The 21,235-nt window shown below is 41.6% G+C and carries 21 protein-coding genes; 11 read left to right on the top strand and 10 right to left on the bottom strand.

Annotated features, from left to right (window positions below; genetic code table 11):
• Window positions 1-12 precede the first annotated feature (12 nt).
• From Q0541_RS22180 to Q0541_RS22170, 3 genes are all read right to left on the bottom strand, one after another.
• Window positions 13-2,220, bottom strand: a complete 2,208-nt coding sequence (locus Q0541_RS22180) for a dynamin family protein (RefSeq protein ID WP_298915425.1) — start codon at window positions 2,218-2,220, stop codon at window positions 13-15.
• Between the two features lie 430 nt (window positions 2,221-2,650).
• A complete protein-coding gene (locus tag Q0541_RS22175; protein ID WP_298915422.1) occupies window positions 2,651-4,729 on the bottom strand; it encodes a dynamin family protein in 2,079 nt (692 codons plus the stop codon).
• A gap of 13 nt (window positions 4,730-4,742) precedes the next feature.
• Window positions 4,743-5,066 carry a DUF3040 domain-containing protein gene (locus Q0541_RS22170; RefSeq protein WP_298915419.1) on the bottom strand — a complete coding sequence of 108 codons (324 nt, stop codon included), beginning with the start codon at window positions 5,064-5,066 and terminating at the stop codon, window positions 4,743-4,745.
• Window positions 5,067-5,678: 612 nt separating this feature from the next.
• Here Q0541_RS22170 and Q0541_RS22165 point away from each other — a divergent pair.
• From Q0541_RS22165 to Q0541_RS22155, 3 genes are all read left to right on the top strand, one after another.
• Complete coding sequence (locus tag Q0541_RS22165; protein WP_298915416.1) at window positions 5,679-6,653, top strand: cysteine synthase A; 975 nt, start codon at window positions 5,679-5,681, stop codon at window positions 6,651-6,653.
• Window positions 6,654-6,925: 272 nt separating this feature from the next.
• Window positions 6,926-7,264: a (2Fe-2S) ferredoxin domain-containing protein gene (locus tag Q0541_RS22160; protein WP_298915413.1), complete on the top strand. Its 339-nt coding sequence runs from the start codon at window positions 6,926-6,928 to the stop codon at window positions 7,262-7,264.
• A gap of 48 nt (window positions 7,265-7,312) precedes the next feature.
• On the top strand, window positions 7,313-8,344 hold the full coding sequence (locus Q0541_RS22155) for a DUF5331 domain-containing protein (RefSeq protein ID WP_298915410.1): 1,032 nt from the start codon (window positions 7,313-7,315) through the stop codon (window positions 8,342-8,344).
• 5 nt (window positions 8,345-8,349) lie between these two features.
• On the opposite strand, the gene Q0541_RS22150 is transcribed toward Q0541_RS22155, so the two are convergent.
• Complete coding sequence (locus tag Q0541_RS22150; protein WP_298915409.1) at window positions 8,350-9,345, bottom strand: folate-binding protein; 996 nt, start codon at window positions 9,343-9,345, stop codon at window positions 8,350-8,352.
• A 136-nt stretch (window positions 9,346-9,481) separates the two neighbouring features.
• Here Q0541_RS22150 and Q0541_RS22145 point away from each other — a divergent pair, with 136 nt between their 5' ends.
• Together Q0541_RS22145 and Q0541_RS22140 are read left to right on the top strand one after the other, a co-directional pair.
• The gene (locus tag Q0541_RS22145) at window positions 9,482-9,685 is read left to right on the top strand and encodes a type II toxin-antitoxin system HicB family antitoxin (RefSeq protein WP_298915406.1); all 204 of its coding nucleotides are present in this window, start codon (window positions 9,482-9,484) and stop codon (window positions 9,683-9,685) included.
• A gap of 40 nt (window positions 9,686-9,725) precedes the next feature.
• Window positions 9,726-10,565 (top strand): DNA/RNA non-specific endonuclease, encoded by an 840-nt coding sequence (locus Q0541_RS22140; protein WP_298915403.1) that lies wholly within the window; start codon window positions 9,726-9,728, stop codon window positions 10,563-10,565.
• Window positions 10,566-10,645: 80 nt separating this feature from the next.
• Here the strand turns inward: Q0541_RS22140 and Q0541_RS22135 are convergent, their stop codons facing one another.
• Window positions 10,646-11,038: a nuclease A inhibitor family protein gene (locus Q0541_RS22135; protein ID WP_298915400.1), complete on the bottom strand. Its 393-nt coding sequence runs from the start codon at window positions 11,036-11,038 to the stop codon at window positions 10,646-10,648.
• 188 nt (window positions 11,039-11,226) lie between these two features.
• Here Q0541_RS22135 and Q0541_RS22130 point away from each other — a divergent pair, with 188 nt between their 5' ends.
• Window positions 11,227-11,376, top strand: a complete 150-nt coding sequence (locus tag Q0541_RS22130; RefSeq protein ID WP_298915397.1) for a DUF4058 family protein — start codon at window positions 11,227-11,229, stop codon at window positions 11,374-11,376.
• A gap of 67 nt (window positions 11,377-11,443) precedes the next feature.
• Here Q0541_RS22130 and Q0541_RS22125 read toward each other — a convergent pair whose 3' ends face one another.
• Window positions 11,444-12,838 carry a hypothetical protein gene (locus tag Q0541_RS22125; protein WP_298915394.1) on the bottom strand — a complete coding sequence of 465 codons (1,395 nt, stop codon included), beginning with the start codon at window positions 12,836-12,838 and terminating at the stop codon, window positions 11,444-11,446.
• Window positions 12,839-12,997: 159 nt separating this feature from the next.
• Between Q0541_RS22125 and Q0541_RS22120 the strand changes: the two genes are divergently transcribed.
• Window positions 12,998-13,198, top strand: a complete 201-nt coding sequence (locus Q0541_RS22120; protein WP_298915391.1) for a type II toxin-antitoxin system HicB family antitoxin — start codon at window positions 12,998-13,000, stop codon at window positions 13,196-13,198.
• Window positions 13,195-13,398 (top strand): type II toxin-antitoxin system HicA family toxin, encoded by a 204-nt coding sequence (locus tag Q0541_RS22115; protein WP_298915388.1) that lies wholly within the window; start codon window positions 13,195-13,197, stop codon window positions 13,396-13,398. Before Q0541_RS22120 ends, Q0541_RS22115 begins: the two co-directional genes overlap by 4 nt.
• Window positions 13,399-13,496: 98 nt before the next feature.
• Here the strand turns inward: Q0541_RS22115 and Q0541_RS22110 are convergent, their stop codons facing one another.
• On the bottom strand, window positions 13,497-15,545 hold the full coding sequence (locus tag Q0541_RS22110) for an elongation factor G (protein WP_298915385.1): 2,049 nt from the start codon (window positions 15,543-15,545) through the stop codon (window positions 13,497-13,499).
• 267 nt (window positions 15,546-15,812) lie between these two features.
• On the opposite strand from Q0541_RS22110, the gene Q0541_RS22105 reads away from it, so the two are divergent.
• The 3 genes from Q0541_RS22105 (at window position 15,813) to Q0541_RS22095 (ending at window position 17,835) form a co-directional block, all read left to right on the top strand.
• Window positions 15,813-16,736: a tetratricopeptide repeat protein gene (locus tag Q0541_RS22105; protein ID WP_298915382.1), complete on the top strand. Its 924-nt coding sequence runs from the start codon at window positions 15,813-15,815 to the stop codon at window positions 16,734-16,736.
• Between the two features lie 89 nt (window positions 16,737-16,825).
• A complete protein-coding gene (locus Q0541_RS22100; protein WP_298915379.1) occupies window positions 16,826-17,374 on the top strand; it encodes a phosphate-starvation-inducible PsiE family protein in 549 nt (182 codons plus the stop codon).
• 215 nt (window positions 17,375-17,589) lie between these two features.
• A complete protein-coding gene (locus tag Q0541_RS22095) occupies window positions 17,590-17,835 on the top strand; it encodes a hypothetical protein (protein WP_298915376.1) in 246 nt (81 codons plus the stop codon).
• 143 nt (window positions 17,836-17,978) lie between these two features.
• On the opposite strand, the gene Q0541_RS22090 is transcribed toward Q0541_RS22095, so the two are convergent.
• From Q0541_RS22090 to trpS, 3 genes are all read right to left on the bottom strand, one after another.
• Window positions 17,979-18,788, bottom strand: coding sequence for an Rpn family recombination-promoting nuclease/putative transposase (locus Q0541_RS22090; protein ID WP_298915373.1), 810 nt, complete (start codon window positions 18,786-18,788; stop codon window positions 17,979-17,981).
• A gap of 127 nt (window positions 18,789-18,915) precedes the next feature.
• The gene (locus Q0541_RS22085) at window positions 18,916-19,836 is read right to left on the bottom strand and encodes a methylenetetrahydrofolate reductase (protein WP_298915371.1); all 921 of its coding nucleotides are present in this window, start codon (window positions 19,834-19,836) and stop codon (window positions 18,916-18,918) included.
• A 57-nt stretch (window positions 19,837-19,893) separates the two neighbouring features.
• Window positions 19,894-20,904: a tryptophan--tRNA ligase gene (trpS, locus tag Q0541_RS22080; protein WP_298915368.1), complete on the bottom strand. Its 1,011-nt coding sequence runs from the start codon at window positions 20,902-20,904 to the stop codon at window positions 19,894-19,896.
• Window positions 20,905-21,235: the final 331 nt, after the last annotated feature.

Raw genomic sequence — 21,235 nt, 5'->3', positions numbered from 1 at the left:
GGATCTGGTTGTTCATTTCTCACTCAAAATTGTGTAAGCTTCATTAACTAAGTGCATTTTCTCTTGTGCTTGTTTTAACAGTTGCGGCTGATTCACAAACAAATCGGGATGCCATTTCTTTACTAAAGTTCGATAAGCCTGCTTTACCTCAGCCTGAGAAGCATTTGCTTGCAATCCTAAAATGTCGTAGGCGTGAGTGATCTTATCTGTTTGGGCTTGGTTGGGTGTTTTGTTGCTTTGAGTTGTATTTTGCTGTTTGCTAGTTTGAGAACCAGGCGTTCGCATCTCTGCTTTCATTCGCGCTATTTCCTCATTGAGTTCCCAATCACGAAATTTCGCCTCCAACTCTTCTGGACGTGGAGAGGGAGAAGCTTTTGGCGGTGGTGGAGAAACAAATTCTACCCTTGTCCCAGTATTTTTAGCACTATTTTCATGTTGTTGCTTAATATCAGGATCTTTTTGTGAGAAAGTTTTAACTCTCTCTGGCTGTGGCGAATATTTTCTATTGATATTCGTGGATTTTGGTATTTCTTTATAAAGTTGATGATTTGAGAGGATTTTTACTTTTTCTAACTCTTGTAGCAACTGATTAAAACCGTTTTGTAACCGCTGCAAAGTTTCACGTTTATTAGTAATCTCTAACGGTTCTTGACTGAGTTCAAAACAAATTATTTTTTCGGCTTTCTGCTCATATTCAATCAAAATTGATAACCCTTGAGCGCTGAAGCGAGATAAATAATCTTCAATTGCAGTTATACAAAGTTTAGCAACTTTTTGATGATAAGAATCCTTTGCTAATTGTTCGTCTTGGTTTTGGATATTCTTGTTTAACAAATAAGAAATACTCCCGACAACAGCAGCACCCACCGGGCCGCCTAACAACCAACCAATACCACTACCAACAGCGATGGAACCTGGTTCACTCAAATCATCAGTATTGCTTGACTTTGAGGGTAGTATTACATGTGGTTCGATAGGAAAGGGAATTAATAAATCTTGCGGTCGTTCTTCGTGGAAAAATTCGTAAGCTTGATCAAGCCATTTCCCCGCAGCCAATTGCAACTGAGTCAAGTCTTTTTTAAGAGTATTTGTTTGCCAAGATGTAAAGTTATTTTCTGCTAATGCAACTGCCGCCTCAGCTTGATATTTTGTGAGCAGGTTAGGTAATGCTAGCCAATCTCGTAACTCTCCCACACTAATAGCAAAACCTTTATAAATTAAGTTGGCTGCTTTTTGTTTAATTTCAATTTTAGTATTTTGTTTATCATCAAAAGATTTTATTTCAATAGCAATATGGTCAATTTTAGCTTTTAATGAGAGTTGGATTTGAGAAGCGATCGCTTGCACTCTTGGCAAACGCACACTACCACGATTTGGTTGCAAAATCTCCACAATATTCTGCAAAGCTGTTTCAAAAGCTACTAAACCGCTACTATTGGCAGCAGCAACATCGCCTTTTAATCTGGCTCTTAAGGCAGGTAAAGCATCAACGCGATATAAATTACTAAAACCTGGAGGTAATTCGGCTCGAAAGCTTTCCGCAACAAACACCAGGCGATTTTGGACTTGTTTTTGCTCGTCGGGTTCGAGTAAGTTAATAAAATTAGCAACAAATATAACTGTTTTAATACCGCGATCTAATAGCCAATCTCGTAAATTTTCCCGTTCACCCAAAGTCATTAACTTCCGTGCATCTAATAATTGGATGACTAAATCTGCACTTAATAGTTGCTCTCGGACTAAATTATCTTGTTCTTCCCTATCATTTGTTCCTGGTAAATCGAGGAATTCTACACCTGTTTCTAAGAAGGGATGCGAACAAAAAATTTCTACAGATACTACATCTTTTCGCATCTGTCTATTATTATCAAGAATTGCAAATTCTTGTAAAACTTCTGTGCCACTGCGATAGATTTCTGTATCATCTACCAACATGATACGAGTTTGCAGATCAGAGCCATACTTGACAGTAATTGCTGCGCCTGTGGTGGGAATTAAATCAATTGGTAAGGTACGATTCCCTAGCATGGCATTCAGTAAGGTAGATTTGCCATGATTAAAGGGACCAAATACCGCAATGCGAAAGCTAGGATTAACTAAATGATTGCAAATGGTAATTATATCTTGATGCAGTTGCGATTTGCGTTCTAAATTCAGTAATGCCGATGCAGATTTGAGAGAATCTGCTAAATCCTTATAACCTTCATACTGTTGTTGCATAGTTCCTCGTTAGTTTCTCGTTCCCAGCTTCTAGCTGGAAATGCATATAGTTGAGGCTTTGCCTCACATTATTATGTTTATGGTTTATGCTATAGCAATCCTAAATGAGTCGTGAAAATCTCTGATTCCTCTCTCTGCGCTACGGGCAGTTTGCTCAAGTCGGGAAACCCGCCCATGCAACTGCCCTCCTCTGCGCTTCTGCGGTTAATTTATTTTTACAAATGATTTAGGACTGCTATAGGCATAATTAAACATACAATAAAATTCTAGTTCGTAGTGAGCGAATCATCGCTCATAGCAAAGTTTATCAGGACTAAAACCCTTACTAAAAACTTTAATTTATTTACGTTTAGCTACTTATGGTTATGGGAGGCGGAGCCTCCCAGTAGGCATTCCTAGCTTCAGATGGGAACGAGAGTAATGAGATGTATTAGCTATAGAAAGCTAATAAATTACTATAAGCTGCCTCAATTTTTTGCAACTGAGCTATTACATTTTCCTGTAAATCTTTTAAACGTTTGAACTCACTCTCACGATTTATTTCGCGGGTTTCTTTCTGCTTGACTAGATTATCTAATTCAGATTTGCGAGATACAATATCATCGTTAATCCGCTTACTCACTTCTCTTTCGTAAGAGCCAAAACACTCTTTCACGGCATTGTATACAACTTGGGATTGCTCATGTGCCACTTGGGGTAAATGTTTAACTAACTCTTTTTTAGCAGTTTTAACTAACTCTTTACGCGCTTGATCTGCTTGCAAAAATCCTACCCCCAAACCTAGCAGCGCAAACCCGATGGGGCCAAGAAAAATACCTGTCACTGCGGTAATTATCCCGCCAACGCCAATTACAGTGAAATAGTTTAACAAGATATTTTTCCAATCAAATCCAGCCCCGGCTAGTGCGAAACCAGCAAGATTTCCGTTAGATAGTGATAACAATCCCATTGCCCATTTTGCCCAGCCAGGAGAGTTATCATCTTCAGTAGTAGTGGTATTTACTTTGACGTCTTGTCCGGTGAGCTTTTCTGTAATTTTGTCTGTGACTTGACTGTAAGATGCGCCATATTGTGCAGCACTACGAGAAAGTTCTCTAAAAGCTGCATTAATATCTTTTTCAGCAGTTAATGTCCAAGCAGCAGATTTATCAGTTATATATTGCTCAAAGGCTTTGTGCAGTGCGGTGTTAAATGCTTCTCGTTTACCACTACTGAGAAAATCAAACAGGTTTAATTCTGGCTGATAGCGTAAGAAATCGGTTTCAAAGGTATTACCTAAGTTTAAAACGTAGCTACGAAAAGATTCCGAAATTGTTCTTGCTTGAGTGTCTCTTGTATTGATAATTTCTTTTTGGAATTCATCTCGGATACCTGTGAGTTTGTTAAACTCAGGTTCTACTGAATCGATCCGTTTTTTCAATTCATTTACATCTTGGTCAAGTAATGGTAAGCGTCTAGCAACTGCTTCGCGGGTATGATTGCAGGCAAGTCTTGCTAAGGTTCTGACTTGACGGAGTTCTGCGATCGCCCGTTCTCTGGTAAGAAAAGTATTAAGCGAATCCATAAACTTCGGAAAGCCAGTCCCCTCTAAATCAGCTTGGGGATTTTTTAACCGTCGTCTGAGTGCTTGAATTGACGAAAGCTCAAATACGCGTTCGTCATAAATATTCTGACCTTCTACAGTACAATATTCTGCTAAATTCGCGTTAAATACTTGCCGCAATCTCTCCTCAGATCCTTTTAACTCCTCTAGATCATCAGGATCAATCAATGATTCCCGCACCTGATCCCAAGCATTAACTAAGAAGAAAACCGTCAATCCTCGACCTTTGATATAATTTTCTAGGTAGCGACGCTCACCCAAAGTACAAGGTTGAGAAGCTCTCATTACAAATAGAATTGCATGGCAGTTATTTACATAACCCAAAGATAATTCGTTTCGCGCTTCTGTATCATTCAATCCTGGACTATCGACAATTTCAATTCCCTTTTCTAGTAGCGTTAAGGGATACTCAACTACTGCATAATCAACATCTGGAAATGCTTTTTTTTTCTCCTGCTCTAGTTTTTTAGCTTCAGTTGGATCAATGGTATATTTATATTTAAAGTTCTGAAAATCTAGCTGTTGCGGACTTTTCCCATCATTAAAATGAATGGTGACTTTCTTTTCTGGCCCATAGCGTAAAACTGTTAACACTGCGGTACAAGGGTTAACATCGCTCGGTAGTAAATTTTCTCCAATTAAGGCGTTAAGAAAGGTGCTTTTTCCCCGTTTCATATCGCCCAAAACTAAAAGGCGAAATACACCTTGACGGAGGTTTTTACTAGCTACTGTAATATCTTCAATATCTTGCTCTAAACTGAGTTTTCCTGATGAAGAGTCTCCAGCCAACTCAGCTTTATTAATTGTTTCAGCCAGTTTACTCAAACACACAGAAATCTCAGAGCGCACTTGAGCAACACGCTCTAAATCTTGGATAAATCTGTCAGTTGCTACCTGCTCAATCATAATAGTTACACCTTTATTGAAGATTGGTTATTTTAGATTCAAAAAATAATTTATAAGACACCCACCCCAGCGCTGCAACAACAATAAACCCAGCCACCAGTGAGGCTATTTTCACTGCAACCAGCCCTACCACACCAAGAACAAACAGCTTCCCACCGAAAATCACTTTTTTCATCCAAGGTTCCTGGGAATTTTCTGGCTGATGCTTCACAGTTTCATCCAAAGCTGCATCGGGAGCATACATTTTAGCTTCCATTTCCTGGAGCCGCAAATCAACTTCTCGTTGTATACGTTGCCGGTGTTCAAGTTCTTTTTGGCGATCGCTTTCAGATGTCATCGGTGTCCACCCCATATAAGACAATGAAATGATATCAGCATTTACTCATTAATTATGCTGTATATTAACTCACTTGGATATTTTCAATCCCCAGTAAAATTACTATTTTCATTTTCATTGCCTGGTAAACTTAAGCTAGAGTTAGATCCCCCAAAATGCACTTGCTTTCCGGAAATTTGTGGCGAAAACGAATATTACCGGATCACCAAAAGTTAGTATTACCTGGGTTTGTTTTGAAAATGAGTAAAGTTTGGTAGTGTAAAAATAATATTTGTGAATGTGAATAGCTATTACTACAGAGAGGCGATCGCTTCTCACCAAGCTTCGTTCTAAATTTGAGTAAGATGCAGTAGCAATTTTGGACAACAAACCGCTACACTGCTACGTACTTGCTTTGAAAATAGAAATAAGCGATGCCTTCTCTGTATTCACGTAACGTGTCGTAGACAGAGGCTTCTCTAACGAGACGCTATGGCGTAGCTTGCTTGTATTGTAGGGGTACGCCAACGGCAACCCCGAAGGTGTATGCATTACATTTAGGTAAAGAAGCTATAAATCATGCCACCGCTATAAGCCAAAATTTTTATAGATACTCACACAGGTACAGTCAAAATGGATATTAAAAATGGCTTCGTCGGCGCTGTTGGTAATACACCTCTGATTCGCTTAAACAGCTTCAGCAAAGAAACAGGATGTGAAATCCTTGGTAAAGCAGAATTCCTCAATCCTGGCGGTTCCGTCAAAGACCGCGCCGCACTTTACATCATCGAAGATGCTGAAGAGAGAGGTTTACTCAAACCCGGTGGCACCGTTGTAGAAGGAACCGCTGGTAATACTGGCATTGGGCTAGCACATATTTGCAACGCCAAAGGCTACAAATGCCTAATTATTATTCCCGATACTCAGTCACAAGAAAAAATAGACGCACTGACAGCACTAGGAGCAGAAGTTCGTCCCATCCCCGCTGTACCCTACAAAGACCCGAACAACTACGTCAAGCTATCTGGCAGAGTCGCTGCTGAGTTAGAAAATGCCATTTGGGCGAATCAGTTTGATAACTTAGCCAACCGCCGCGCCCACTACGAAACCACAGGGCCGGAAATTTGGACGCAGACAGATGGTAAAATAGATGGATGGACGGCTGCAACTGGTACTGGTGGTACTTTTGCTGGTGTGGCATTGTACTTGAAAGAACAAAATCCGGTGATTAAATGCGTTGTTGCTGATCCGCTGGGTAGTGGACTTTATAGCTATATCAAAACCGGCGAAATTAACATAGAAGGAAATTCCATCACCGAAGGCATTGGTAATGGTCGTGTCACAGCCAATATGGAAGGCGCACCTGCTGATGATGCTATCCAAATCGATGACAAAGAGGCTTTGCGGGTAGTTTACCAACTGCTGAGGAAAGATGGGCTGTTAATGGGCGGTTCAACAGGTATTAATGTTGGCGCAGCTGTTGCCCTAGCGAAGCAGTTGGGGCCAGGACATACCATTGTCACCATCTTATGTGATAGTGGTTCCCGGTATCAGTCGCGGATATTCAACCCTGAATGGCTAGCCTCAAAAGGACTTTCAATAGATTAGTTATGGGGCATTGGGCACTTGGACTGAGCATCTCGACAACTCTTGGAGACGCTACGCGTAGCTTGCTTCCCCGTAGGGGTACGCTCGATGGAGCCGACGCCGTAAAGCCTACGGCATAGCTACGCTTCGGGCGGTAGCGTCTCCAAGAGTTGTATTGGTTATTAATTATTCTCCTCTGCCCCTCTGCCCCTCTGCCCCTCTGCTCCCCTGCTTCTTTTCTATCCCCTTTCTCCTCCTCTGTATCCTCTGCGTCTGGAACGGTTCGTTAAAAAATGTCAAATATAACTCAACCATCAAACTTCCCGATCATAGACCAACCCTCTTCTGCTAAATGTGTACAAGTTTGTCAAAATCGCACCTGCAAAAAGCAAGGTGCCCTCAAGGTTTTAGCAGCTTTTATGGCTTTGCCAATCCCTGGTGTAACGGTAACGGCTAGCAGCTGTTTGGGACAATGTGGCAATGGGCCGATGGTGCTGATATTACCCGATATGGTCTGGTATAGCGGAGTTCAACCCGATGAAGTATCTTTACTGGTAGAAAATCATTTGCTAGGTGGTCAAAGAGTCGAACAGATGCTCTATTATCGGTTTCATCCCCGGAAATCAAATTAATTAACAATATCATGGTCTGTAATCTTGTTGACTGAAGTGAGGCATCCAATGAATATCCAGCAGCTGCGTCAATCCTTAAAACAAAAGTGGCTGATTTACTACGAGCAAAATATTCCCTGGCTGGTCAAAATCCGAATTTGGGCGACTTACGATGGTCTGCGGCGTCCTTTGTCCGGTTTTATTTTGGCAACACTGTCTGTTTTAGAACCCCAGTTTGATGAAATACTTTCTTTTATGCTGGATCTGAATAACGATCCAGATAAAATAGTCGCCGCTTTAGGTCTTAACTTCAATCCTGATCAAGAGTTACGTTTAATAAAATCAGAACATTCTAGGGCTACCAGCCAAGTTGAAAGCGAGTCGCCACATGAAAAGCATTCTGAGGATCAACATGTGTCATCGGTTGTAACTGCCAGCCAGATTGCGCCTCATTCTCCTGCCAAGACTCTAGACTTCAACTTGCCACGCGCCGATCAACTTGTACCATCATTTACAGCTACCACTGAGGTAGTTCATACAGGCAAACCTGAGTTGATAGGTGCATTTGCTACTAAAATTGCTCCTGATACTCCAGTAAAAACGCCATCCTCTAGTTTCATAAGCGAATATCAACCAGCGCGATCGCACTCTGGTCAATTATCTTCAGAAGCATCGCTGACAATGACCAGTGAGGTTAACAGCAAAGCCAAAACTATGCCATCTGTGGCATTAGCTACCAAGGTTAAGAGCAACGACAAAACAGTGCGTAGTAGCACAGCTTGTAGTCAGACATCGCCCAAGGGGTGGCTCCCTGTAGGCGCATTGCTGGCAACTACCATTGAGATTTGTAGTAACCGCAAACCAGTGCGTAGCAGCAAAGCAGCTTGTCGTCAGACATCGCCCAAGGGGCGGCTCCCTTCAGGAGCATCGCTAGCAATTACTACCGAGGTTAAGAGTAACGGGAAACATCCGAATATCCAACCACAACACGTTAAAAGCAAAGTTAATTTAATACCAACCAGTAATGCCCGTAGTCTAGCTTCTTGGGTAGATGAATTCTGTTACGGCGCTCGGGATAAAGAGAAAGATATTTTGATTTGAATTGCTTATGGGTATTCCTGAGAAACAAACGGGATTTCTACTACTTCACCTTCAGTTTCTCCCACTTGGACTTTCAAGCCCACGCCACCAGCTTTAGTGCGAATATAACCTAGTCCAAAATAACCATCAGCAGTTTCTGTGTAACTGGTAAGTTTGCCGACCTTTTCATCTCCAACTGCGATCGCACTTCCAACTGACGCCGGGGCACTGAGGCGGATACCTAAAAGGTGTTGTTTTACACCTTTGTATGTGTTTAATCGAGCGATGGTTTCTTGCCCAATATAGCAACCTTTATTAAAAGAAATTGTTTGCCACAAACCAACCTCCAGAGGATTGTAATCATCTGTGAGTTCAGCATCTGGAGCGGGGCGGCCTTGTAAGATTCGTAAGGCATCCCAAGCGCGATCGCTCATCTCTACCGCCCCAGCTTCTAACAATTTGTTCCACACAGAAGATTTATCAGTATAGGGGAAAGTTAAGGTGTATCCGGGAGCCGCTAACCCACTACCCACAGCAATCCGCACTCCCTCGGCAGAAGCAATTGTGTATACTTTGTGACTACCGTAAGGTTGCCCGATGAGTTCACTAATACCCAACTTTTCTAAAATAGCGTCGCTTCCTGGGCCAATCAGGCTGAAGGTGTTGGTGTATTGTGTGATATCAGATAATTCCACCTTATCGGCAAAGAAAATATATTTATCCAGCCATTCCATGAGAAACTGGCGGCGATTGGGTGAAACCAGCAGGATTACTGCATCTTCTCTAACGTAGGCGGTTACTAAATCAATTGTCCTGGCTGTGGAAGTGACAAAAACCGTATCACAACCTTGTCCTGGCTTAAGTATTTGGAAATTGTTAGTACTTTGGTTGTGTAAGAAATTGAGGCGATCATCGCCAGACACTTTGATGCGTCCCCAGCCAGAGCGATCGCATATAGCAACCCCAACTCTGGCGGCTTGGATGGCTGCTGCGTCTTTACTGTCGATTGTAGATGTTGGCATGGTGATCAGAAGTTGCCCTGTTTCAATGTTGTCGCACTGAAAATCTTAGCAAATAAGCGTTTGCGGCTTCAATGCACCTCCGGTTTTCTTCTAGCGTATAATCAAATCGAAAGAAAGTGCCGATCGATAAAAACTTATGAAACAAACTTTTGCTGCAAGTGTATGGCAGGAAAGTAACTGGTTTGTGGCACAGTACTTGGAGATTGATATTGCTAGCCAGGGCGAAACTGAAACTGAGGCATTGGCTAATCTTGAGGAAGCTTTGTCACTGCGTTTTGAACCATCAGTAGCTACTATTATTCCTCATTTTTGTATCACTGAATGCTTGATATTTAAGTGAAGAACTCGGACACTGTTTTTGTAATCAAAAGTACAAAAACATGAAAAAAATCAAGATTTTCAAATTTCTATTGCCATTTGTGGCGGTAGTTTTGTTCATAATTGGGTTGGCACTGATAGTACTAGCCCAGTCATCAGTAAGTGTTCACCTAACCCTTGGCAACCCCAGCAACGCTGGAACTTCCAGCCTAAATAACTACTTGCTGGTAAAACCACAGTATGTAATTAGTTACAACTGCCCAATAGGTAGACCAAATTGGGTGTCTTGGCAGTTGAATAGTAGTTGGTTAGGTAGCACACCAAGGCAAGATACTTTTCGGGCTGATACAACACTTCCTTTTGGGTGCTATCAAGTTCAATCTACCGATTTTAACGGAAGTGGCTTTGATCGTGGTCACATGACACCTAGTGGTGACAGAACTAGTAGTGTTACCAATAATTCTGCCACTTTTTTGATGAGCAACATGATTGCTCAAGCCCCAGATAACAATCAGGGGATTTGGGCAAACTTAGAGGATTATGCCAGAACTCTAGTAGGACAGGGTAAAGAACTCTACATCATATCTGGTGGATATGGGATGGGCGGTACCGGATCTAACGGAAGGTTCTATACAATAGCTAATGGACGGGTTCAAGTCCCTAATAGAACTTGGAAAATTATTGTTGTACTGAATACTCCAGATTCAGGCGTTGCTGGCGTGACAACTAGCACCAGAGTAATTAGTGTCAATATTCCCAACACCCAAGGGGTGCAAACAGCGAATTGGAGAAACTATCGAGTTAGCGTTGACTCATTAGAATCCCTAACTGGATACAATTTTCTTTCAGAAGTTCCAACATTTATTCAGTCTGTAATAGAAGCGCAAGTTGACAATTTATAAGTTTGGATAATTTCAAAAATGAGAAAGCCTAGCCGCACAGATGGCTAGGCTTTTATTTAGAAAAATTTCCAAACTGCTTACTAGGTTTCAACCAGTTTTGTTGCTACTCCAGCTAAGTCACCATCTTTAGTTTGTCCGATGATGTAAGCGTCAATATTTGTTTGTCCAACCCGATAAACGCTGATGTCACTAAGATTATCTTTAAGCGTCTGGACAAGTGTTTGAAATTTTTTAACATCTTTTTTCTGTAATTCATTGTGCCACTCTTGCTCAAATGCACAATTACGAAAGAGATAGTCCAAGTCTACTACTTCTACTGGCAGGTCTTGAGAACCTGTTAGCTGTAAAATTTTCTCCTGTGTTGCAGGTGCAGCACCTTCCCACTGAACAACCTCGAAAGGGTAATCCGACTCGCTCATCATTAACAAGCTAGTACTAGCTTCCTTTAGTTTTTCGACAATCTCGCCGCTCATAGTCATCAGTTTCTAGCAACGCTCATACTGTATCATTCAGCTAGCAGCAAGGTGGGAAGCCGAAAGATACTAACTATTAGTATTTCCAGTGGAAGGAAGCAACGCCGGAGCGATGCCTACGGCGGGCAAAGCCTACGCACCTTACTAGCAAATATAGTGTGATGTATAAATTACATAGAATTGAAATTGTGTCAAGTAAAATTTGTAAGCAAATTTATGTTTACCATCGCGCCGGATTTGATTTGGCTATAGACTACACTCGTGAAGCAGTTCCGCCCCTTGGAGAAGTTAATGCAGCTTGGGTGAGTGAGTTGTTAAAAGAGCAAGGGTTACATTAAGTTAGGTTGATTTGCTTTGTTACCCATTGACGAAATGCTCTGCTCTACTCGAATCAATCTACGAGCATTAGCTATTAGTACATAATACATCTAGCCCAGGTAAAGAAAAAACACCACTTGTGCTAAATATAGTGTCCCAAAATATTTCTAGGTTCAGTTCACCTCTTTGCAAGGCACAAAGGGCGTTATAAAGCTGCATTGTTGTAACTAGACATTGATTAGACTTTTTTGCAGCTTGAATACAGTTAGGCGGGAAAGGCTCACCTCGATTCCCTAAAGGTTCATTACGGAATGCATTTACAATTAATATTCCTTTACTTTCCCAATCTTCATCAATAAGCGCATCCCGTACCCACTGATCGAGTTGACGCACCTCGCGTAGCTTTAATTGGTGTGTTAAGCCTTTAATTTCTAGCATTCCTCTCCGCTGCTTAGGATCAATTAATCGTCCATCTTCTTTACCTGGCTGTTTTGGTTCATCAACCTGAGCACCTAATTCCCTTAGCACATCACGCACAACCGGTTCTAATGCAGCTTCACCTTGTTCGTAAAGTAATTTACGAAATCGTGACTCTTCTCCCAATCGGATTGTAGCTGCTGTAAGTTCCTTTTCCAATTGTTTAATTGCATCTTTACACCGATCTATCTCAGCTTCAATGGGCAACTCGTGAGGAAGTTTGTATGCTTCTACCCATGCTGGTGGAGTTGACTCAAATTGTAACTTATATCTTTCTTGTAAAATTAGATCAACTGCTTCCTGGGCAGAAATTTCTGTTGGTATGGGAAGACAAATGACATCACCTGATATTCGAAGAACTGCTGGAGGTTTCTGTGAATCAATAAAGTTTCCTCTATCTACACTCAATACTTGAAACTTCATTCGGAAAGCAATATCTTCTTGAAATCGGGTTTGTGCAAGTGAATGACATTGAATTTCTAAATTCTCAGCTTGAGGATGAACTAAGTTTAAATAATGAGTCCGAATATATTCGTTAGGAATATTATAATTAGAGGTTCTATGAGAGAACCATCGACGCACATACTTGAAGTAATAGCTAAACTCAGGGTTAATATTGCGAATTTCTTTACCCAAATCAAATACCAACTGTGGAAGTAATGGTGGTAGCCACATGGAAATATCAATATAAGAATTTTTTCCAGTGTAGATTGTAGGCTCTCCAATAATAATCAGTTCGCTTGCTTGGCTAAATACAAGTCGGGCAAATTGCTGCCAAGAGGGAAATGTCTCTATATTTATGTTGTCAGCAAAATTCTGATCAAAAAATGGTTTTAGGTTAAGAATAACTACATCATAATCAGCAACATTAAGAAATTCCGGCAATCTATCCCAAGTGTAAGCGCTTATCTGTCTTGTATGAGGTGCTGAACCAAGCACAAGAATTCTTTTTTCTAAACGTTCTTCGCCATTATTTAAATCACAATTTACTTTTGCTTCAGACACTAACGTTTTTCTCCTTGAGTGCTTGCTTAGTGGTAGTGCTTACCTACGACTTCACATCATAAATATAAATACTTAACCTAAAGTGATTACAAACATCTTACACAATTTTTCGTATTTTTTATTACATGAAGTACAATCTACAGATTCTTTATATTTATCATGAAAATCAAAGCCGTTATCTGGCAAGAAAATGATGTGTGGTGTGCTTCAGTACCAGCCCTACCAGGGTGTCACACATGGGGAGAAAGCTACGAACACTTGTTAGAAATGCTTAAAGATGCGATTCAGGGTTGGCTTGAAGTTGCTAGCCAGCAGGAAGAACTTGAACCTGATAAACAGTTGATTGAAATATCTCTATGAAATCTGTTTCTGGTAAAGCCTTATGTAAAATTCTTAAACGGTATGGCTGGAACCTGAAACAGATTTCTGGCAGTCACCATATTTATGCCAACAAAGGTGTCATTCTCTCTATTCCTGTTTATGGCAATCGCGATTTACCTATTGGAACACTGAAAGGACTGCTAAAGGATGCAGGTCTTACTGAAGAAGATATAGACTGACAACGATTTATTAGACTTTAGTTATTAGCCCGAAACTTAAAGTTCCGGGCTAGTGTTGATTTTAGATTAATCCAAAATCTAAAATCCAAAATCCAAAATTATTTGCCGTTGGCGTTACCACCATTACCATTGCTGTGAATGACACGCTCGGCAAGCTTTTCTGGCACTTCCTGAAGATGGTCATATTCCCAGTGGAAGGAACCAACGCCAAGAGTGAGCGATCGCAGCTCTACAATAAAGTTTTGCATCTCTGCTTGTGGCAAGTATGCAGAGACATTATCCCAGCCTTGCCAATCGTTTTTACCCTCATAACCTAAAATTTGCCCCCGTCTACCACTCAACAGTTGCAGCACTTTGGAGGTAAATTCGCTAGGTGTCGTCACATCCACCCGCAGAATTGGTTCTAACAGGGTAGGTTCCGCTTGGGGTATCCCCGTTTGCATTGCCAATCGGGCAGCTTGCTTAAAAGCTTGTTCGGAACTGTCAACGTTGTGATACGAACCATTAGTCAGAGTTACCGCCACATCGACTATTGGGAAGCCCAAAGGCCCATGCGTTAGAAATTCCCGCACGCCCATTTCCACCCCAGGAATGTACTGTTTGGGAACCACGCCGCCGACAATGGTTTCATTAAAATTGAAACCTGTACCGCGTGGTAAAGGCTTGATTTCGAGAAAAACATCACCAAACTGTCCGTGACCACCGCTTTGATGCTTGTAGCGCCCATGAACTGAAGCCACCGTTTTGCGGATGGTTTCTTTGTAAGGCACTTGCGGTAAATGGGTTGTCATCGGTAGGTTATATTTGCGGCGCAGTCTGTCTAGAGTGACTTGCAAATGAATCTCGCCTTGACCCCACAAGATTACTTCGTGAGTATCGCCGTGTTGTTCCCACGCAAGTGAGCAGTCTTCTTCCAATAACTTGGTAATGGCACCGCTGAGTTTAACTTCATCGTTGCGCTTTTCTGGTGTGATCGCCAGAGCATACACTGGTTCCAACTGTACAGCTTTGGGTAATTCTATTGCAGACTGCTGTTCTATAGAGATTGTATCCCCTGTCTTGATTCCTTCTAAACGGCTCAATCCGACAATTTCACCAGCACTAACTTGGTTAACAAACTGCTGTTGTTGTCCCATGAGGCGGTAAATTCCACCAGTCCGAATCCCATTGAGGACAATACCATCAGTTAATTTGCCCCGCCAAACACGCACCAGAGAGAGTTTGCCACCTTGGGGAGTGTAGTAAGTTTTTAATACCTGCGCTAGAGGTGTATCACCTTTTAAGTTTTTTAAGCGACGTTCTGCTGTGGTTTCTGGTTCGGGGGCTTCCCGTAACAAGGCTTCTAATAGAGGTCTAACACCATAATCTTGTTCTGCCACACCAAAGAAAACGGGCACTACCAAATCTGCCCCTAATTCCATTTTTAAATCTTTGAGGATTTCCTCTTGGGGTGGCTCGATGTCTTCTAAAAGTTCTTCGAGTAAATGGTCGTCAAAATTTGCTAATGCTTCGAGCATTTCTGCCCGTGCTATATGTTCTTCTTCTTTTAAGCTTTCGGGAAAGGAGATGGGGTCAGCAGGTGCGCCTGGATGATATTGATATGCCTGTTCACTCACCATATCAATAAAGCCGGTGAGTTGTTCCCCGTTCATGATCGGATATTGATGCGCTACCAGGGGACGGCTAGATACTGCTTTCAGGGCGTGTAATGTTTCCAAAACGTGAATATTTGCCCGATCCATTTTGTTGACAAAGACGAGGTGGGGAATTTCCCAATCGTCTAGGAATTTAAATAGAGGGGCAAGGGTAAGGACTCGTTCGCGTATGGGTTCGCAAACTACAATTGCCGCATCCACTCCGATTAAAGCATTGTACGTTTCTTGGGCAAATTCTACACTTCCCGGACAGTCTATAAAAGTGAAGCGAATGCCGCTATACTCAGTGCTAGCAGCGCTGACTTCTACACTCATGTGGCGATCGCGCGACTCGGCAGCACTATCTCCCACTGTATTGCTATCCTTAATACTCCCTTTGCGGGAAATTGCCCCTGTGACAAATAACAAGCTTTCTAGTAAAGTGGTTTTTCCACTTAAATAAGGACCGACGATTGCAACATTCCGCGAACCCGATTTTACTTTTTCGTTCATAAAACCCCCCTTGCGGTAAGTCTTTCCTAACCGCATTATTCTGCTGTATATATCAGGGATAAAAAATGGTTCTCTGGAGTCAAAATTACCCCTTCTTTAATTTGTTATTATCCTCCCTTTAATCGAAACTTCAAAAAATTGTAGTCTGTCGTAAGATTTAGCTTAAGAAAAGTTAACTATCACAAACTTTCATAGCAAATTAAAAATTTTTGTAAAAAACTTCTGATGAAGTAAATTTAACTGAAAGTGTTGCAAGTTAGGAAATCAATGGGATTATCATTATCTAAATATCGTATAGCAGGGTTAGTAAGTTTGACTTTACTGGTTGTTAGCATTCCTTCACCTTCTCTTTCTTTATCTCCTCCTGTCCCCTCAAAGCTGGCACAATCTAAAGGTAAAACTGCCATAAACTGGTTAAACCAAGGTTTACAGGAAATTCAGGCGGGAAGGGTACAAGATGCGATCGCAGCCTTTAAACAAGCAGCCCAATTAGATCCGACATTAGCACCAGCGCACTATAATTTAGGGCTAGCATTCCGACAAACGGGACAATTACAACCCTCTGCGGATGCATTTTATCGAGCGACGCAAGCCGATCCCAAATTTGCTCCTGCTTTTGCTAATTTAGGTGGTGCGTTGTTAGAAGGTAATAATTTAAAGTTAGCTAACGATTATTTGCAACGCGCCCTAGAACTTGATCCCAAACTAGGATTTGCCCATTATAACTTGGGGTTGGTGCGAGAACAGCAACGAGATTGTGAGCGAGCGATCGCATCTTTTAAAAAAGCCATAGAATATAGCAAAAATGCACCAGAACCACCTTATCATATGGGGATGTGTTATCTCCAACAAGGTAAACTTGAGCAAGCAAGAAATGCCTTTAATCAGGCAGTAAAAATTAATCCGAAGTATCCAGAAGCTTACTACAATCTTGGTTCAATTTTGTTTCAGCAACGCAAATCACAAGAGGCATTAGAAGCTTTTAGAAAATCAGCCGAAGCTAATTCCAACTATCCCAACGCTTATTATGGTGCAGGGTTAGTTTTTATGCAGCTACAGCAATATGGAGATGCAGTACAAGTATTCCAATTTGCCAGAGATTTATACAATGCTCAAGGTAATCTCCAGTGGGCAAAAAATGCCGAGCAATTGTTACAACAGGTACAAAATTTAAATTACCAACCTCGCTGAAGCACAAAAGCTTAATATTGCATAACATAAAACTATTGGGTTGACTCGCTGGTGTTGTCTTAACTTGTCCCGATTGGAATGAAACGTACATGCAAAAGCGCCTGAAGAGTCGATTTTTATTTTCTGATCGCTGGCTTGATCGGCACTCAATTGTTCGCAACATGGAAGCCTTTCAAGACTTAATTGTGATTGTCTTGTGTTTGGCTTTGTTTGCCGTCATGCTGATGCAATTGTGGGGGTTATTTATCGCCATTACGCAGCAACTGGATTATAAACATGTGACTGCAAAAATCCTATTCGTGTTGATTTTAGTCGAGTTATTTCGACTGTTAATGGTCTACTTGCAAGAACATAGTATCTCTGTGGGAGTAGCAGTTGAGGTAACAATTGTATCTCTACTGCGAGAAGTAGTAGTTCAGGGAGCGCTGGAAATTTCTTGGGTTAATACAGCTGCAATTTGTGGTTTGTTGTTTGTTTTGGGTGGATTACTTGTGGTCTGTGCTAAGACGCCACACATGGATTGTATGAGCGCTAACACTAAGTTGTGCCCGATTGTGTATAGAGGAGATAGGGAACGGCAAAATGAGTTGGAATTGCAGTATTCACGTCAATGTGATGAAAATCAACCTCTTGGATAAACTTCTATGAAATTAGGGAGTGAGGAGTGGGAGAGTAGGGAGAAAGAGTTGAAACCATATCGGTTTTTTTGACGACTGTTAAGCCAGAAGTATTAGTACCTAACTTACCCTCATAAGGTACTTCCGACGTATTCAACTATACTCTTTTGGGGAGATGAATCGCTCTTGAAGGGTGAGTATAAAGTTAATTAGAAATTCTAAAAGAGGGTCAAGCAATGACTACAAATACAGGTAACGGACAGTCTCAAGAACCAATTAGCAACTTAGAGTACGATTTTATCACCGTATTGCACAACAAGGCTGAAGCCGTTAAAGCTTATGATATTTACATCAAAGATGCAGAGCAAGTAGGTTCTCAGCCTTGTGTAGAGTTGTTCCAAAAATTGCGCCAATCTGATATTGAACACGCACAAGAGGTTCGCCGACATCTACAAGAAGTGCTGCAACACGGTAAGATGTAACCCAAGTGTTTAACTGCGACGACGGGCTGTTCGGCGTCGCACTTCAGGTAAAAAATTTTATTGATATCTTGCACGCTTTGCTTAAGCAATATATAGCAGAGTGTTTCCAAAGATAAAGCGCAATACTCAAGTAGCGCCCACTATCAGCCAGACTGATTTTGGGCTTCCTGTACTTGTGCCACTGTCAAATCGAGAGCCACCGCCACTTGTTCTGCACTCAACCCCAATGCCAACAACCGGGGAATAGCTTCTAATTTAGCTTGTTGGCGACCTTCCTGGCGACCTTCTTCCAAGCCGTCTTGCTTGATTGATTGATACATCCTTGTCTTTTTGAATTCATCGTCTATACCCAACATTTCTGCTAACTCCTCTCGGCTTAACCGGGTAAATTTGTACAACAGGATAGTCTTTATTAATTCTACAATTTGCCTTCTGGTTGCTTCATCTGTCAGTTGTTGTCTTGCTTGTAAAATCAATTCTTTACCTTTGTCAACGGCCGTCTCTTCTCTTTCAATAATTAATTTAACGATCGCAACTTGAAGTGAGTTCTCCCCCGTATCTAATTCATTTAGATAAATGCGTTGCACTTGTGAACTGTTTAGCAGCAACTCATACGGTAACTGATCGGTGGGATCTAAACTTCGTTGCGGATAAATAACAACAGCACGCCAAAAATTTACTGATTCGTTTTGACGCAAGTAAAGAAAGATTTCGGCAAAAAAGCGTTTATAAAAAGTTGAGTCTAATTGAAACTGGACTTCCACAAAGTACAGTGGTTGATTTGTAGTTTGATTTGTGGGGATGAATACCCCATCAATCCTAAAAGCAATTTCTTTTAGTTCGACTGAAACAAATTCATAGGCGTTGACATTGACAGTCGGATCGCAAATTATCGTAAAAAATATGCTAGGAAAAGCTTGAAATAAGCTATAAAATATTTTGTCAGTTTGCACCTGGATTTAGTCAAGCGAAAATTGGATATTGAAAGTTTATCAAAAATAGTGTTGACGCATCTGATTCAGCATAAAAAAAGCAGATGGTTGCTTCCATCTACTTTAATAAAAAAATCCATCATTTCGTTTACTTGGATACCAACTGATTAACTGGAGCAACCCCAGCTAAATCCAAAATTGGCGCGATCGCATCTTCACGCTTCACCGCCATCACATGGACTCCCTGACATAATTGCCGCGCTATTTGCACTTGCTCGGCGGCAATTTTTATCCCTTCCTCAAAAGGGTCTTTGGCTTTTGCCAATCTATCAATAATATGTTGGGGAATATTTACACCCGGAACACACCTATTAATAAACTGGGCATTTTTCGCCGATTTTAACAGAAAAATTCCTGCCAAAATCGGTTTTTTATAGCCAGCAGCAATTGTGTCCATAAACTTTTCTAGCAGGTCAAAATCGGTAATCAACTGACTTTGAAAAAACTGCGCTCCTGCTTCGATTTTGCGTTCAAATCGACTTTGTAAACCCGACCAACTTTTACATTGCGGATCTACCGCTGCACCAACAAATAAATCTAGCGCTCCATCAGTCAAGGGTTTCTCGTTGCAATCAACGCCTTGATTCATCTTCCGAATTAGTTGCAGCAGTCGCACAGCTTCCAAATCAAATACTGATTTGGCATCTGCATGATCGCCTGCTTTTACTGGGTCGCCAGTCAAAGCTAAAATGTTATGGATGCCCAAAGCATGAGCGCCCATCAAATCAGCTTGTAAACCAATGCGGTTGCGATCGCGGCAAGCAACTTGACAAATCGGCTCTATGCCGTTTTGTGACAAAATCACCGACGCCATTAATGAAGACATCCGTAACATTGCACGGCTACCATCAGTAACATTAACAGCATGAACCCTTCCCTTAAGAGTCGCCGCCATTTGAATCATGTGGGCTGGATCTCCCCCTTTCGGCGGTGCTACCTCGGCGGTAACTAAAAATTCACCTGCTTGTACAGCTCTCTTGAAGGCTGTGCGGCTATGGGTGTAATGCATAAAATTAAGAATTTCCATTTATTAAATGGTATAGCAAATCACACCTGAAGGGAAAACCTATAAAGGAAGAGAGTAGCCTAAAGCAGTTTTTACTTGTGATAAAGTTTGATTTGCGATCGCTCTAGCTTTTTCCCCTCCATCCCGCAACACAGATTCCAAATAGCTTTTGTCCGCCGTTATTGACTGATATTTTTCTTGGATTGGCTTCAGGGACTCAATTATCGTGTCTGTCAATAATGGCTTAAATTGTCCCCAGCCCATATCATGACACTCAACTGCTACATCTTCCTTTCTCTTACCAGAAAGCAATGTATAGAGCGTTAACAAGTTATTACACTCTGGACGCGCTGGATCATCAAAAGTCAGCCCACGAATCGGATCAGTTTTACAACGCTTAATCTTGTATTGAATCTGCTCTGGCGGATCTAGCAAACTGATTCGGCTTAACTCTGAAGGATCGGACTTCGACATTTTGCGTGTACCGTCTGCTAAACTCATCACCCTTGCTCCTTCCTTGCGAATCAAAGGGTCTGGTAACTTCAGAACTGGTTGATCTGGTTTACCAAATTGGTGATTTAACCGAGCTGCAATATCCCGTGTCAATTCCAAGTGTTGCTTTTGGTCTTCACCCACTGGGACTTTATCGGCTTGGTAAAGCAAAATATCAGCCGCCATTAGCACAGGGTAATCCAATAAGCCTGCACTCACATTTTCTCCCTGCTTGAGTGCCTTTTCCTTGAACTGGATCATATCTTGCAGCCAGTTTAGAGGTGTAATGCAGTTGAGCAACCAAGTAAGTTCACTGTGGGCGGAAACGTGGGATTGGACAAAGATGGTGGAGTGATTTAAATCAAGACCACAAGCTAGATAGAGCGCAGCAAGGGTGTAGGTATCAGCGGCCAACTGTATTGGGTCGTGTGGCACTGTAATCGCGTGCAAATCAGCCACAAAAAGGTAATTTTCGTATTCGCTCTGACCTTCTACCCAGTTGCGAATGGCTCCCAAGTAGTTGCCTAGATGGTAATTGCCTGTTGGTTGAACTCCAGAAAGAACACGTTGCTTGCCCATAAATTTCAACTTAGTTATCTCAAATCCACGTTATGTAAAGTGGCGATGTCTGGCGACAAGTCGCAACTCTTCTCTACGAGAGGCTGCGCCAAGGAGACGCTACGCGTAGCTTGCTTCTCCGTAGGAGTATGCGCCTACGCAAAACTCATTTAATTTTGACATTTTCCAGGTCAACTCGCTGTTGTGGATTAGAGATTTTAACTCAACTCGGATTGGTATAGAAACTCTTCATGAAAGAAAACGACAACTTTGTGTAGTAACAATAGATTGTAGGGTGGGCATTGTAATGCCTTATTGTAGTCTGCTGTAAATAAAAAGTCGCTACAATCGC

Source organism: uncultured Nostoc sp. (genome assembly GCF_937863485.1).
Lineage (GTDB): Bacteria > Cyanobacteriota > Cyanobacteriia > Cyanobacteriales > Nostocaceae > Nostoc.
The sequence above is the reverse complement of the archived record's forward strand: the minus strand, read 5'-3'. Positions and strand labels throughout refer to the sequence as shown.

Excerpts from the sequence above, each read along its gene's own strand:
- Q0541_RS22180 (WP_298915425.1), bottom strand. The coding sequence starts at position 2,220 with ATGCAACAACAGTATGAAGGTTATAAGGATTTAGCAGATTCTCTCAAA.
- Q0541_RS22175 (WP_298915422.1), bottom strand. The coding sequence starts at position 4,729 with ATGATTGAGCAGGTAGCAACTGACAGATTTATCCAAGATTTAGAGCGT.
- Q0541_RS22170 (WP_298915419.1), bottom strand. The coding sequence starts at position 5,066 with ATGACATCTGAAAGCGATCGCCAAAAAGAACTTGAACACCGGCAACGT.
- Q0541_RS22165 (WP_298915416.1), top strand. The coding sequence starts at position 5,679 with ATGGATATTAAAAATGGCTTCGTCGGCGCTGTTGGTAATACACCTCTG.
- Q0541_RS22160 (WP_298915413.1), top strand. The coding sequence starts at position 6,926 with ATGTCAAATATAACTCAACCATCAAACTTCCCGATCATAGACCAACCC.
- Q0541_RS22155 (WP_298915410.1), top strand. The coding sequence starts at position 7,313 with ATGAATATCCAGCAGCTGCGTCAATCCTTAAAACAAAAGTGGCTGATT.
- Q0541_RS22150 (WP_298915409.1), bottom strand. The coding sequence starts at position 9,345 with ATGCCAACATCTACAATCGACAGTAAAGACGCAGCAGCCATCCAAGCC.
- Q0541_RS22145 (WP_298915406.1), top strand. The coding sequence starts at position 9,482 with ATGAAACAAACTTTTGCTGCAAGTGTATGGCAGGAAAGTAACTGGTTT.
- Q0541_RS22140 (WP_298915403.1), top strand. The coding sequence starts at position 9,726 with ATGAAAAAAATCAAGATTTTCAAATTTCTATTGCCATTTGTGGCGGTA.
- Q0541_RS22135 (WP_298915400.1), bottom strand. The coding sequence starts at position 11,038 with ATGAGCGGCGAGATTGTCGAAAAACTAAAGGAAGCTAGTACTAGCTTG.
- Q0541_RS22120 (WP_298915391.1), top strand. The coding sequence starts at position 12,998 with ATGAAAATCAAAGCCGTTATCTGGCAAGAAAATGATGTGTGGTGTGCT.
- Q0541_RS22115 (WP_298915388.1), top strand. The coding sequence starts at position 13,195 with ATGAAATCTGTTTCTGGTAAAGCCTTATGTAAAATTCTTAAACGGTAT.
- Q0541_RS22110 (WP_298915385.1), bottom strand. The coding sequence starts at position 15,545 with ATGAACGAAAAAGTAAAATCGGGTTCGCGGAATGTTGCAATCGTCGGT.
- Q0541_RS22105 (WP_298915382.1), top strand. The coding sequence starts at position 15,813 with ATGGGATTATCATTATCTAAATATCGTATAGCAGGGTTAGTAAGTTTG.
- Q0541_RS22100 (WP_298915379.1), top strand. The coding sequence starts at position 16,826 with ATGCAAAAGCGCCTGAAGAGTCGATTTTTATTTTCTGATCGCTGGCTT.
- Q0541_RS22095 (WP_298915376.1), top strand. The coding sequence starts at position 17,590 with ATGACTACAAATACAGGTAACGGACAGTCTCAAGAACCAATTAGCAAC.
- Q0541_RS22085 (WP_298915371.1), bottom strand. The coding sequence starts at position 19,836 with ATGCATTACACCCATAGCCGCACAGCCTTCAAGAGAGCTGTACAAGCA.
- trpS (WP_298915368.1), bottom strand. The coding sequence starts at position 20,904 with ATGGGCAAGCAACGTGTTCTTTCTGGAGTTCAACCAACAGGCAATTAC.